7 protein-coding genes are annotated in these 13,859 nt (G+C 65.7%); 4 read left to right on the forward strand and 3 right to left on the reverse strand.

Translation table 11 applies throughout. The annotated features are described in order from the left end of the window. Positions 1-107 precede the first annotated feature (107 nt). A complete protein-coding gene (locus LRC39_RS23935) occupies positions 108-899 on the reverse strand; it encodes a TOBE domain-containing protein (protein WP_264074877.1) in 792 nt (263 codons plus the stop codon). A gap of 98 nt (positions 900-997) precedes the next feature. On the opposite strand from LRC39_RS23935, the gene LRC39_RS23940 reads away from it, so the two are divergent. Continuing rightward, a complete protein-coding gene (locus LRC39_RS23940; protein WP_110786639.1) occupies positions 998-1,207 on the forward strand; it encodes a TOBE domain-containing protein in 210 nt (69 codons plus the stop codon). Between the two features lie 44 nt (positions 1,208-1,251). Here LRC39_RS23940 and LRC39_RS23945 read toward each other — a convergent pair whose 3' ends face one another. Continuing rightward, positions 1,252-1,821 (reverse strand): DUF2478 domain-containing protein, encoded by a 570-nt coding sequence (locus tag LRC39_RS23945; protein ID WP_346295882.1) that lies wholly within the window; start codon positions 1,819-1,821, stop codon positions 1,252-1,254. A gap of 482 nt (positions 1,822-2,303) precedes the next feature. Between LRC39_RS23945 and LRC39_RS23950 the strand changes: the two genes are divergently transcribed. Then, entirely contained in the window at positions 2,304-7,295 is a 4,992-nt protein-coding gene (locus LRC39_RS23950; RefSeq protein ID WP_346295883.1) for a 2-oxoacid:acceptor oxidoreductase family protein, read from the forward strand. Then, positions 7,292-10,126 (forward strand): sulfide/dihydroorotate dehydrogenase-like FAD/NAD-binding protein, encoded by a 2,835-nt coding sequence (locus LRC39_RS23955; RefSeq protein WP_346295884.1) that lies wholly within the window; start codon positions 7,292-7,294, stop codon positions 10,124-10,126. Before LRC39_RS23950 ends, LRC39_RS23955 begins: the two co-directional genes overlap by 4 nt. Before the next feature lie 198 nt (positions 10,127-10,324). Here LRC39_RS23955 and LRC39_RS23960 read toward each other — a convergent pair whose 3' ends face one another. Beyond that, positions 10,325-10,660: a DUF6968 family protein gene (locus tag LRC39_RS23960; protein WP_346295885.1), complete on the reverse strand. Its 336-nt coding sequence runs from the start codon at positions 10,658-10,660 to the stop codon at positions 10,325-10,327. Between the two features lie 129 nt (positions 10,661-10,789). On the opposite strand from LRC39_RS23960, the gene polA reads away from it, so the two are divergent. Beyond that, a complete protein-coding gene (gene polA / locus LRC39_RS23965; RefSeq protein WP_346295886.1) occupies positions 10,790-13,858 on the forward strand; it encodes a DNA polymerase I in 3,069 nt (1,022 codons plus the stop codon). Position 13,859 lies beyond the last annotated feature (1 nt).

A 13,859-nucleotide genomic window follows, 5' to 3' on the forward strand; every position in this document is an offset into this window, starting at 1 on the left:
AACGGTGCGAAGCGGCCAAAGCCTCGTTTGGTGATCAAGCCTCGTTTGGGATGATGTCGCTCCGCTCGGAATGATGAGATCGGGACGAACATGGTCGGTGCATCGCGTCAGTCGATCGCGACGATGACGTGAGCGGCGTCGAACACCGCGCAGGCCGGATCACCGGGGGCCAGCTTGAGGTCTTCGGCGCTGCGCGCCGTGACCGAGGCCGCCAGCGTCTTGTCGCCGCCGATATCGAGCACGATCTCGGCGTTGACGGCCGAGATGTCGGCGCGGCGCACGATGCCGCGCACGCAATTGCGCGCCGAGACCAGCGGCGGCTGATGGCCCGGCGCGATCATCACGAATGGCGCCTTGATCAGCACGATCGCCTCACGACCGACCACGAGACCGAGGCTGCGCACGCTCTCGGCGGTCAGCAGCGCGTAGATCGTGGTCTCGGGCGACACCGTCACGGCGACTTCGGCGCTGAGCGTATCGGCCTTGATGTCCGTGATGACACCGCGAAGGGCGTTGCGGGCACTGGTCTTCATGAAGAATCCGGAGACGAGATTGATCGGGGTGATGCCGCTGCCGGCGAGTTCGGGCTCGAGGTTGCGGAACACCCGCGCCATCTCGGCCTCGAGCCGGCCGAAAGCTTCGATCACCTTGACGCCCGTCGGGGTCAGTTGCGCACCGCCGCCGGCCTTGCCGCCGGTGCGGGTCTCCAACAGCGGCCGACCAAACAAGTTGGTCATCGCGTCGAGCGCATCCCAGGCGGCCTTGTAGCTGAGGCCCGCCGCCTTGGCGCCGGCGGTAATGCTGCCTTCGCGCGCCACCGCCTGGAGCAACCGGATGCGGTCGCGGCCGACCCCGGAAATCTCCTTTGTTTTCAGTGTGACGGTTGCCTCTATGGACATCCAGGCAGCCTCGTCATTTGGTCGGACTGGTCGTCATGTGCAGGAACTATATAACGGTAAACCCGATCCGGCCAACCTCAACGAAGGAGACCACAGCCATGAAAATCAGCGCCCGCAATCAGCTCAAGGGCACCATTGTCGACGTCATCAAAGGTGCGACTACCTCGCATGTACGCATCGACATCGGCGGCGGAGCGATCGTAACTGCTTCGATCACCAACGAATCCGCCGAAGAACTGAAGCTCGCCAAGGGCCAGCCGGCGATGGCCGTGATCAAGGCTTCGGACGTGCTGGTCGCCGTCGACTAAGCCGGTCGCGATCGATTCAAGCGACAACAGGTCGCGCCCACCCATTACTTCAGTGCCTCGCAGATGCTGACGTGAGGGTGGGCGGGACGGCGGAAGCTGCGGCCATGCAGCTTGCCCCACCATTGATCGAGCGCGCGCCGCTCGCATTTCAGCCGGACGCTCATGCCGTCGGCGAATTTGATCCAGGCGTCGAAGCGATGGCTCGGCACCGCAATCACCAGCGGGACGTCGGCGCTGAGCGCCTCGACGATCAGGTGCAGCAAGCCTTTGCCTTCGCTCTCCTGCTGGCCGAACCGATTGATGATCAAAAGGTCCGCGCCCTGCGCCAGGGCGCACGCGACCCGCGCGCCGGCATCGAGCAGGCGGCTCGGATCGAGCCGGCAGCCCTCGGCCATCGGGCCGAGATCCTGATACAGCGAAATCTGCTCGCCGGAATGCACCAGCCTGGCGGACAGCCCGCGGGTCTCGTCACCGCGCGGCCCGACCTGCACCAGGCCGACGGCGCGGTATCCTTGTGAATTGAGGTCGGCGGCGAATTCGCTCAGCACCCGATCCGGGTCCTCGCCGCGTTCATAGACCAGAGCAGCCAGATCGCATTGGGAGTCGAAGGTCATCGGCCCATCGCCGCGGCTTGGCGGCGCTCCTCTGTCGAGAGAGCACGAGCGGCGGGCAGATACCCCTGCGCTCCGCCATCGTCATATATGACAGTATATAACGATCCCGCGCCAGCAGAAATTCTGCTTTTGGACCAATGGAAAAGATGCGACCGAGGAGCGGATGCAAACGCAACTAGCACCGCCTGTTGTTTGGGCGATGCGTAATTTTATTGCTCCCTGATCCATATTTTTTGCGCTTTGATGCGCGTCAAATCAGGGGTTTCCCCTGCGTGCTACTGCACCGCACACAACGCAACATCTCTGCCAGCGAGGCCCTGATACCTCGCGAGCAGTCAATCACAAGGCCACGAGGAGGTTCTGCCCGGCCGCTGCTCAGCAGCCGCCCGGCATCGATACACCTTTCCCCTGAGATGGCCCCACGCAACACGGCGGGTTCGCTCCGCCGATCCAACGCAGACACGCAAAAACGGACGGACCCCATGAACGCAAAATATCCTGGCATTCCCTCAGTGATCCACGGCAATGGCGCGGTGGCGCAGGTGATGGGGCATGTCTGCGGCGGCGTCATCGGCTACCCGATCACGCCTTCGACCGAGATCTCGGAAATCTATGAGGCGTTCCGCTCGTCCGGCGGCTGCAACGTCTGGGGCAAGCATCCGTTCTTCTTCGAACCGGAAGGCGAACACTCGGCGCAGTCCGGCGCGCTCGGCGCGGCGCTGACCGGCGGCAAGTTCATCTCCAACGCTTCGTCGTCCCAGGGCATCCTGTACGGCCTGGAGTCGCACTACGTCACCGTCGGCAAGAAGGTCGGCGGTTTCGTGCTGCAGGTCGCCGCGCGCGTGGTGTCGAAGCACTCGCTGAACGTGATGGCCGGCCATGACGACGTCTATGCGCTGCTGTCGTCGGGCTACACGATTCTGTTCGGCTCCAATCCGCAGGAAGCCGCCGACCTCGCCGCGATCTCTTATAAGGTCGCCGCGATGTCGCTGATCCCGGTCGCCAACGCGATGGACGGCTTTGCGACCTCGCACATGCTGTCCGAAGCGCTGATGCCGGAGCCGGACCTGCTGCGCGAATTCCTCGGCGACCCGGCTGGCCGCATCAAGTGCCCGACCGTGGCGCAGGAGATGCTGTTCGGTGCCAAGGGCCGCGTGTTCCAGCTCAAGCAGTATCTGCTGCGGCACGAAGCCGACTTCATGCCGACCGACCTCGCCTCGCTCAGGAAATTCCTCGACGACAACGCCGACACGATCGAGACCGATAACGCCGGTACCATCGTGGTCGAGACCCTCGCTTACGTGCCGGAAGAGCTGCGCGGCCAGTGGAAGCGGCAGTGGATCAACGCGCCCGAGAAGGGCACCCGCCAGCTGGTGCCGGCGCTGGTCGACATCGACAATCCGGGCCTGACCGGCGGCGTGCAGAACCAGCCGGACTTCCAAGCCGGCGCGGTCGACCACCGCACGCACTTCGCCAATTCGGTGCCGCGCTTCGTCACCGAAGCGATGGCCGAATACGCCGCGCTGACCGGCCGCGAATACAAGCCGGTGATGACCTATATGTGCGACGACGCCGAGCACGTCGTGGTCGGCCTCGGTTCGGTCACCGACGACGCCGAAGCGGTCGCGGCTTATCTGCGCTCGCAGGGCAAGAAGGTCGGCGTGGTGTCGGTCAAGATGCTGCAGCCGTTCCCGGAAGCCGAACTGGTCGAAGCGCTGAAGGGCAAGACCGCCGTCACCGTGCTGGAGCGTTCGGAAGTCACCGCGCTGACCCAGCTCGTCACCCAGGCGCTCTGCAAGGCCCGCGAGAACGGCGACGCCGGCGTGCGTCACGCCGGCATCCCGGCGCTGACCAAGCTGCCGAAAATCACCACCGCGATCTTCGGCCTCGGCGGCCACGATCTGCAGCCGCGCGACCTGATCGCCTGCTACGCCAATATGGAGAAGCAGGACTCGGCGCCGTTCGTGTATCTCGGCACCAAGTTCTTCACCGAGAACCCGTCGCCGCGGATGGAAGCGCTGCAGAACCGGCTGAAGGCGGCGTATCCGGAAACCCAGTTCATGGCGTTGCCGACGGGGCAGAACCCGAACCTGCTGCCGCCCTCCGCGTTCCGCATCCGCTTCCACTCGATCGGCGGCTACGGCACCATCGCGTCCGGCAAGCTGCTCACCGACATCCTGGCCGGCGCGCTCGACATGCATTCGAAGTCGGCGCCGAAATACGGCTCGGAAAAGAGCGGCGCGCCGACCAACTACTACATCACGCTGTCGCCGGAGCCGGTGAAGATCACCAACGCCGAGCTGGAAGACGTCGAGATCGTGATCTCGCCGGACCACAAGGTGTTCGTGCACACCAACCCGCTGCGCGGCCTGGTGGCGGGCGGCACCTTCATCCTGCAGACCAACCTGTCGCCGCTCGAAGTGTGGCGTGATCTGCCGGCCAAGGCGCGCCAGACCATCCGCGACAAGAAGATCAAGTTCTACGTGATCGACGCCTTCGCGGTGGCCAAGCGCCACGCGCCGACCGCCGAACTCGAAACCCGCATGATGGGCATCGCCTTCATCGGCGCGGTGTGCGGCAACGTCGACCGCGTGGTCGCCGACGCCTCGCAGGACGCGATGCTCAACAAGATCCGCCAGCAGATCTCGAAGAAGTTCGGCGCCAAGGGCGGCGACATCGTCGAGGGCAACATGGCGGTGATCCGCGAGGGTCTCGAGGCCACCCACAAGGTCGATTACGACGCCGCCGAATTCGGCGAGGACGCCATCAAGGCCGCCCCGAAGGCCAAGCGCGACGCCTCGATCTCGGCCTCGATGTGCCGCGTCGCGGCGCCGGCTTCGGCCGCGGGCTTCCTCGATCCGGAGTACTACGACGACGTGCTCGCCGCGCCGTTCCGCGACGGCACCATCGCCGAAGCGCCGGTGCTGCCGGGCATCGGCATGTTCATGCCGGCCGGCTCCGCCGCCGCCAAGGACAAGGGCCTGTTCCGCCGCAACGTGCCGGAGTTCAAGGCCGACCTCTGCACCGGCTGTATGGAATGCGCGCTGGTCTGCCCGGATGCCGCGATCCCGAACGCGGTGCACGACATCCACGAACTGCTGCTGACCGCGATCAAGCAGCTCGACATCGCGCCCGCCCAGCAGGACAGCTTGCGCGAGAAGGTGCCGGCGCTGACCGAGGCGATCCGTGACGTGTATCGCCAGGCTAAGGACGACAAGCCGTTCCACGACATCGTGGCGCAGGCAGCCGAAGCGCTGAAGCTCGACAACGCCACGCTGAACCGCAACTTCGGCAAGCTGGCGGCGGCGCTGTCGGTGTATCCGGTGGCCCGCACCCGGCCGTTCTTCGACGCAATGGAGAAGAGCCAGCCGGGCACCGGCGGCCTGTATTCGGTGAGCGTCGACCCGTGGAAGTGCTCGGGCTGTCTCGAATGTATCGACGTCTGCGGCCCCGGCGCGCTGGTCGATCGTGAGCAGGACGAGCCGATGCTGGAGCAGCTCCAGGCGCGGTTCGAATTCCTCAGCCGCACTCCGAACACCCCGGCGCGATTCACCGAGAGCGCGACCAAGCCGGAAGGCGAGACCAAGCGCCTGATGCTGGATCGCGCCAACTACTACGCGACCACCGGCGGCCACGGCGCCTGCCGCGGCTGCGGCGAAGTCACCGCGATCCGTCTGGTCACCTCGACCAACCACGCGATCCACGACAAGCGCCGCAAAGATCACATCCGCGAGCTGGAAACCCTGATCGACCAGCTCAATGCCAAGCGGGCGCTGGTGGCCGGCGACGAGGCGCGCGCCGCCCGGATCGACCAGACCCTGAAGACGCTGGAGAAGCGGCTGTATCTCTATGAGAGCGGCCCGACCGGCAACGGCCCGTCCGGCATGGTGATCGCCAACGCCACCGGCTGCTCGAGCGTCTATGCGTCGACCTTCCCGTTCAACCCCTACACCGATCCGTGGGTGAACAGCCTGTTCCAGGACACCCCTGCCGTCGCGAAGGGCATCTTCGAAGGTCTCACCGCCAAGGCCTCGGAGGACTTCCGAGCGCTGCGCGTCGCCAAGCTCGAACTGGCCGACGCCTATGATGCGGCCAAGCACGACGGCTACTTCCGCTACTTCGGCTGGAGCGAATTCACGCCGGAAGAGCGCTCGATGCTGCCGACCGTGCTGAGCATGGGCGGCGACGGCGCCACCTACGACATCGGCTTCGGCGCGCTGTCGCGTCTGCTCGCCACCAAGACCCCGATCAAGGTCGTGGTGCTGAACACCGGCGCCTATTCCAACACCGGCGGCCAGACCTCGACGGCGAGCCTCACCGGCCAGGACAGCGACCTGTCGCGGTTCGGCATCGCCCAGCACGGCAAGCAGGAATCCCGCAAGGAACTCGGCCTGATCGCCTCGTTCCATCCCAACGTGTTCGTGGTGCAGACCGCGACCGCGCTGCAGGGCCACTTCCTGAAGAACGTGATGGAGTTCCTGAACCACACCTCGTCGCCGGCGGTGCTCGACGTCTATACGCCGTGCCAGGCCGAGCATGGCATCGGCGACGCCGTCGCCAACCGCCAGGCGCGTCTTGCAATCGAAAGCCGGATGAATCCGGTGTTCGTCCACGACCCGCGCAAGGGCAGCAAGCTCAACAACTGGTTCTCGCTCGACGGCAACCCCGAGGCCGACCAGGACTGGGCCACCAAGACGATCGAGTACGTCGATGAGAACGGCAAGCCGCAGCTTCTGAAGGCCAAGCTGACGCCGGCCGACTTCGCCCACACCGAAGTCCGCTTCCGCAAGCAGTTCAAGCCGCTGAAGAAGGATGCGGACGCGCTGCCGATCGACGAATATGTCGCGCTCGACCCGGCGGCGCGGGCCGGCAAGACGCCGTTCATCTACGCCACCGATGCCGACAAGAAGCTGATCAAGCTGTCGGTCGGCGAGACCGTGGTGGCGCTGGTGGAAGAGCGGCGGAAGTACTGGCGCACGCTGCAATATCTCGGCGGCTTCGACGTCCGTGCGCTCGACGAAGCGCATAGCGCCGAACTGGCGGCGCTGCAGCACCAGTACGACGAACAGGTCAAGGCCCGCGAAAGCTCGCTCGATCAGATCGCGCGCGGCATGAGCGAGCTGGCGGCCTCTTCGAACGCGCCGGCCGCCGGTGGGCTCGCCGGCCTGATGGCCGGGCTGGCGCCCGCCCCGGCCGCCGCGGCGGCGCAGACCAACGGCGCCAAGCAGGCGAACGGCAACGGCGCCGAGCCGATCCACATCGACGATGCGGACCTCGGCAAGTGCACCAACTGCAAGAGCTGCTACCAGGACGTGCCGGAAGTGTTCGAACTCACCAAGATCGTCGTCGACGGCGCCCCGAAGGACGTCGCCCACGTCATCCCGGGCGTGTTCAGCAAGCTCAAGGTCACGCCTGAACTGTCGGCCAAACTGAGCCGCGCAGCGGCCAACTGCGATGCGGAGATCATTCGATGAGCGACATCACCGGAACGGTCTCCAGCGACGTGCTGCGCTACCAGCAGGCGCGCAGCACGCTGGAAAGCTCCAAGAGCGAGCTGGAAGAGCTGCAGAACAGCGAAGCTGTCGGCATCTTCCAGAAGCAGCTCGCGCTCTTGCAGAAGCGCCTGGTCAACGACCCGGCGTCGCTGCGCAACATGTTCATCGCGGACGGCACCCAGGCGATCATCTGGGAATTCCAGCAGCCGGAGCTCGGTGAAGCCTTCACCACCACGCTGTGGAATCTGCTCGCCCGCGGCGACGACATGTCGACGATCCTGCAGCGCTTCATCTGGGCGCTGCCGCTGAAGTTCAAGCGCAAGTTCATCAAGGCGATCGACGTGCACCTGCGCGGTCGCTACCCGATGTTCGAGAACCTGTCGGAAGGCTGGCCGGGCGAAGCGTTCATCCCGCCCTACATCCGTCCGGCCGAAGAGCGCGCGATCGACTTCGAACTCGTGAACCAGGGCTATCTCGGCTACCAGTCGATCGGCTACTCGCTGCGAGAGTGCGAGCTGTTCGTCTGGTTAGAGGTGATGCGCGACAAGCAGTGCGACGACAAGCCGTGCGAGCTCGGCGTGCTGATCCAGGGCCGGAAGGAAGCCAAGGGCGGCTGCCCGGTGAAGATCCACATCCCCGAGATGCTGGACCTGCTCGGCAACGGCAAGCATCGCGAAGCCTTGGAGCTGATCGAAAGCTGCAACCCGCTGCCGAACGTCACCGGCCGCGTCTGCCCGCAGGAACTGCAGTGCCAGGGCGTCTGCACCCATACCAAGCGGCCGATCGAAATCGGCCAGCTCGAATGGTATCTGCCCGAGCATCAGAAGCTCACCAATCCGAACGCCAATGAGCGGTTCGCCGGCCGGATCTCGCCGTGGGCCGCGGCGGTGAAGCCGCCGATCGCGGTGGTCGGCTCCGGTCCGTCGGGTCTGATCAACGCGTACTTGCTGGCGGTCGAAGGCTTCCCGGTCACGATCTTCGAGGCGTTCCACGACCTCGGCGGCGTGCTGCGCTACGGCATTCCGGAATTCCGCCTGCCCAACACGCTGATCGACGACGTCGTCGAAAAGATCATCCTGCTCGGCGGCCGTTTCGTGAAGAATTTCGTGGTCGGCAAGACCGCGACGCTCGAAGACCTCAAGGCCGAGGGCTTCTGGAAGATCTTCGTCGGCACCGGCGCGGGCCTGCCGACCTTCATGAACGTGCCGGGCGAGCATCTGCTCGGCGTGATGTCGGCCAACGAGTTCCTGACCCGCGTCAACCTGATGCGCGGCCTGGACGACCGCTACGAGACGCCGCTGCCCGAGGTGAAGGGCAAGAACGTGTTCGTGATCGGCGGCGGCAACACCGCGATGGACGCGGCGCGCACCGCCAAGCGGCTCGGCGGCAACGTCACCATCGTGTATCGCCGCACCAAGAGCGAGATGCCGGCCCGCGTCGAGGAGCTGCATCACGCGCTGGAAGAGGAGATCAATCTCGCGGTGCTGCGCGCGCCGCGCGAATTCATCGGCGACGACCACACCCACTTCGTCACCCACGCGCTGCTCGACGTCAACGAGCTCGGCGAACCGGACAAGTCCGGCCGCCGCAGCCCGAAGCCGACCGGACAGATCGAGCGGGTGCCGGTCGACCTCGTGATCATGGCGCTGGGCAACACCGCCAACCCGATCATGAAGGACGCCGAGCCGGGCCTGAAGACCAACAAATGGGGCACCATCGAGGTCGAAGAAGGCTCGCAGCGGACCTCGATCAAGGACGTCTACACCGGCGGCGACGCCGCCCGCGGCGGCTCCACCGCGATCCGCGCGGCCGGCGACGGCCAGGCGGCGGCGCGCGAGATCGTCGGCGAGATTCCGTTCACGCCGGCCGAGATCAAGGACCGCGTCGAACGCGCCGCGAAGTACACCGAACTCGGCCAGGTGGCGCAGACCATCGTCAACAAGGTGCCGCTGGCCGGCGGCATCGTCGAGTTCACCGTGCGGGCCCCGATGGTGGCGCGCTCGGCCCAGGCCGGACAATTCGTCCGCGTGCTGCCGTGGGAGAAGGGCGAACTGATCCCGCTGACGCTGGCCGATTGGGACGCCGAGAAAGGCACCATCGACCTCGTCGTGCAGGGCATGGGCACTTCGTCGCTGGAGATCAACCGGATGGCGATCGGCGATGCGTTCTCCGGCATCGCCGGTCCGCTCGGCCGCGCCTCGGAACTGCACCGCTACGAGGGCAACCAGACCGTGGTGTTCTGCGCCGGCGGCGTCGGCCTGCCGCCGGTGTATCCGATCATGCGCGAGCACCTGCGGCTCGGCAACCACGTGACGCTGATCTCAGGCTTCCGCGCCAAGGAGTTCCTGTTCTGGACCGGCGACGACGAGCGCGTCGGCAAGCTCAAGCAGGAGTTCGGCGACCAGCTGTCGCTGATCTACACCACCAACGACGGCTCCTACGGCGTCAAAGGCTTCGTCACCGGCCCGCTCGAGGAGATGATGAAGGCCAACCAGGAAGGCAAAGGCCGCAGCATCGCCGAGGTGGTGGCGATCGGCCCGCCGCTGATGATGCGGGCGGTCAGCGACCTCACCAAACCCTACGGCGTCAAGACCGTGGCGAGCCTCAACTCGATCATGGTGGATGCCACGGGCATGTGCGGCGCCTGCATGGTGCCGGTGACCATCGACGGCAAGATGGTCCGCAAGCACGCCTGCATCGACGGCCCCGAAATCGACGCCCACATCATCGACTGGGACAAGTTCCTGCCCCGCTTCAACGCCTTCAAGACGCAGGAACTGGAGAGCAAGAAGAAGCACGGCTTCGCGTAAGCGCGAAGTCGCAGCCGATCGTCACGACCATCCGGACCGGCGCCCCGCGCCGTCCGGGCACACGCTCAGCGAAGCAATCCAGTCTCTCATCGGCCCTGGATTGCTTCGTCGTTTCGCTCCTCGCCAGGGCGGCGAGAGAGTGATTATTAGATGGCACGGATCATCGCCGATCCACTCGGCCGAGCTACTCGCCCGCCCCTACAAAAACCTCGCATCGTCGCGAAGTAACAGGTCACGGATGCGAGCCGGGACGGGGAAGCCGTATCCGCTGTATCCCTCTTTCCAAGTCAGATGTCCTGAGCGATGTTCTTCGGACGTATAGAGCTCTGAGCCGACCATCTGCATGGCGTGCAAGACGGCTTGCACGCTGTCGACGCCATGACCCGAGTTCGTGCGCGTTCGATCGGGCCACTCGATCTGCCACGGGCACTCCCAGGAGACCTGTGCAACCATGGGCCGAAAGATCCGGACAGTAAGTGTCTGGCAGCCTTCTTTCGCGTTGACCGTCAATGTGCGGGCTACGAATTCTTCCATGTCAAAGCCTCGATGAAAATCGGTCGGCTGCTCAAACAGGCGCTGGTCGGTCGATTCCTCGGGTTGAAATTTACCCCGGCTCCCCCACGAAGGGGTGCCAAACGCCTCCGGACGCCTTAAGTTGCGGCCATGCCGAAAACGACCAAGTCCGCCGCTGCGACGCCTGCCGCTTCCTCCGCCACGCCCCCTGCCCCGGCCGGCGTCAAGCCGCCCGGCAAGGGCGACCATGTGTTCCTGGTCGACGGCTCGTCCTACATTTTCCGCGCCTATCACGCGCTGCCGCCGCTGAACCGCAAATCGGACGGGCTGCAGGTCAATGCCGTGCTCGGTTTCTGCAACATGCTGTGGAAGCTGCTCCGCGACATGCCGCCGGAGAATCGGCCGACGCATCTGGCGATCATCTTCGACAAGTCGGAAGTCACCTTCCGCAACGAGCTCTACCCCGAATACAAGGCGCACCGGCCGCCGGCGCCGGAGGATCTGATCCCGCAATTCGGCCTGATCCGCGAGGCGGTGCGGGCGTTCGATCTGCCGTGCCTGGAACAGTCCGGTTTCGAGGCCGACGACCTGATCGCCACTTACGTGCGCGAGGCCTGCGAGGCTGGGGCCACGGCGACGATCGTGTCGTCCGACAAGGACCTGATGCAGCTCGTGACCGACTGCGTGGTGATGTACGACACCATGAAGGACCGCCGCATTGGCGTGCCCGAGGTGATCGAGAAATTCGGCGTGCCGCCCAATAAGGTCGTCGAGGTCCAGGCGCTGGCCGGCGACAGCGTCGACAACGTGCCGGGCGTGCCGGGCATCGGCATCAAGACCGCGGCGCAGCTGATCAATGAATATGGCGACCTCGAAACCCTGCTCGCCCGCGCACCTGAGATCAAGCAGCCGAAGCGGCGCGAAGCGCTGATCGAGAATGCCGAGAAAGCGCGGATCTCGCGCAAGCTGGTGCTGCTCGACGACCATGTGAGGTTAGAGGTGCCGCTGGAAGAGCTGGCGGTGCACGAGCCCGACGCGCGAAAACTGGTGGCGTTCCTCAAGGCGATGGAATTCACCACGCTGACGCGGCGCGTTGCGGAGTATGCGCAGATCGATCCGTCGGATGTCGAGGCAGAGACGGCGCTCAAGTCGGCGGTGCCGCCGCTGGCAAAAGGCGTTGCCGCGAGCGACGATTTGTTTGCGGGGCAAGAGCCCTCACCCCAGCCCTCTCCCGCAAGCGGGAGAGGGAGCGCGCCGGCCTCGGGGCCACTCAATGCCGGACGCGGCCGCGACGGCAAGCCCGGCGTCGTGCTGTCGCCGGAGGCGCTGGTGGCCGCGCGGGCGGAAGCCGCCCGCAAGATCCCGGTCGACCGCACCGCCTACAAAACGCTGCGCACGCTGGACGAGCTGCACGCTGTCATCTCCCGCATCCGCGACACCGGCGTGGTGGCGCTGGAAGCGGTCGCGACCTCGATCGATCCGATGCAGGCGGAGCTGACCGGCGTTGCGCTGGCGCTCGGCCCGAACGACGCCTGCTACATCCCGCTCGGCCACAAGCAGGCCGGCGATGGCGACGGCCTGTTCGCCGCCGGCCTCGCGCCCGATCAGCTCGGCACCCGCGACGCGCTCGATGCGCTGCAACCGGTCCTCGAATCCGCAGGAATCGCCAAGGTCGGCTTCGCGATCAAGTTTGCCGCAGTGCTGCTGGCGCAGCATGGCCTGACCTTGCGCAACATCGACGATCCGCAACTGATGTCCTACGCGCTCGATGCCGGCCGCGGCAGCCATGGGCTCGACGCGCTGTCCGAGAGCAATCTCGGCCATACGCTGCACACGCTGACCGAGCTGACCGGCACCGGCAAAAACAAGATCGGCTTCGATCAGGTCGGAATCGACCGCGCCACCGCCTATGCGGCCGAGCGCGCCGACGTAGCGTTGCGGCTGGCGCGCGTGCTGAAGCCGCGCCTCGTCGCAGGCGGCATGACCGCGGTGTATGAGACGCTGGAACGTCCGCTGGTCGGCGTGCTGGCGCGGATGGAGCGGCGCGGCATCTCGATCGACCGGCAGGTGCTGTCGCGGCTGTCGTCCGACTTCGCCCAGACCGCGGCGCGGATCGAGGCCGAGATCCGCGAGCTCGCCGGCGAGGACATCAACATCGGCAGCCCGAAGCAGCTCGGCGATATCCTGTTCGGCAAGATGGGCCTGCCGGGCGGCAGCAAGACCAAGACCGGCGCGTGGTCGACTTCGGCACAGGTGCTGGACGAACTCGCCGAGCAGGGCCATGAATTCCCTAAGAAGATTCTGGAGTGGCGGCAGGTCAGCAAGCTGCGCTCGACCTACACCGATGCGCTGCCGACTTACGTGCATCCGCAGACCCATCGTGTCCACACTACCTACGCGCTCGCCGCGACGACGACGGGCCGGCTGTCGTCGAACGAGCCGAACCTGCAGAACATCCCGGTGCGCACCGAGGACGGGCGAAAAATCCGCCGCGCCTTCGTGGCGACACCGGGCAACAAGCTGGTGTCGGCGGACTACTCGCAGATCGAGCTGCGGCTCTTGTCCGAAGTCGCCGACGTCCCGGCGCTGCGCAAGGCGTTCCAGGACGGCATCGACATTCACGCCATGACGGCGTCGGAGATGTTCGGCGTCCCGGTCGAAGGCATGCCGTCGGAGATCCGCCGTCGCGCCAAAGCGATCAACTTCGGCATCATCTACGGCATCTCGGCGTTCGGCCTCGCCAATCAGCTCGGCATCCCGCGCGAGGAAGCCGGCGCCTACATCAAGCGCTACTTCGAACGCTTCCCCGGCATCCGCGCCTATATGGACGAGACCCGCGACTTCTGCCGCACGCATGGTTACGTCACCACGCTGTTCGGCCGCAAATGCCACTACCCGGACATCAAGGCCTCGAATCCGTCGATCCGCGCCTTCAACGAACGCGCCGCGATCAACGCCCGGCTACAGGGCTCCGCCGCCGATATCATCCGCCGCGCCATGGTGCGGATGGAGGAGGCGCTGGCCGAAAAGAAGCTCAGCGCCCAGATGCTGCTGCAGGTCCACGACGAACTGATCTTCGAAGTGCCGGAAGCCGAGGTCGAAGCGACGCTCCCGGTCGTGCGCAGCGTGATGCAGGACGCGCCGTTCCCGGCGGTGATCCTCAACGTCCCGCTGCAGGTCGATGCGCGGGCGGCGGATAATTGGGACGAAGCGCATTAGT

Source organism: Rhodopseudomonas sp. P1 (assembly GCF_039642825.1).
Classification (GTDB): domain Bacteria; phylum Pseudomonadota; class Alphaproteobacteria; order Rhizobiales; family Xanthobacteraceae; genus Rhodopseudomonas; species Rhodopseudomonas palustris_H.

Excerpts from the sequence above, each read along its gene's own strand:
- LRC39_RS23935 (WP_264074877.1), bottom strand. The coding sequence starts at position 899 with ATGTCCATAGAGGCAACCGTCACACTGAAAACAAAGGAGATTTCCGGG.
- LRC39_RS23940 (WP_110786639.1), top strand. The coding sequence starts at position 998 with ATGAAAATCAGCGCCCGCAATCAGCTCAAGGGCACCATTGTCGACGTC.
- LRC39_RS23945 (WP_346295882.1), bottom strand. The coding sequence starts at position 1,821 with ATGACCTTCGACTCCCAATGCGATCTGGCTGCTCTGGTCTATGAACGC.
- LRC39_RS23950 (WP_346295883.1), top strand. The coding sequence starts at position 2,304 with ATGAACGCAAAATATCCTGGCATTCCCTCAGTGATCCACGGCAATGGC.
- LRC39_RS23955 (WP_346295884.1), top strand. The coding sequence starts at position 7,292 with ATGAGCGACATCACCGGAACGGTCTCCAGCGACGTGCTGCGCTACCAG.
- LRC39_RS23960 (WP_346295885.1), bottom strand. The coding sequence starts at position 10,660 with ATGGAAGAATTCGTAGCCCGCACATTGACGGTCAACGCGAAAGAAGGC.
- polA (WP_346295886.1), top strand. The coding sequence starts at position 10,790 with ATGCCGAAAACGACCAAGTCCGCCGCTGCGACGCCTGCCGCTTCCTCC.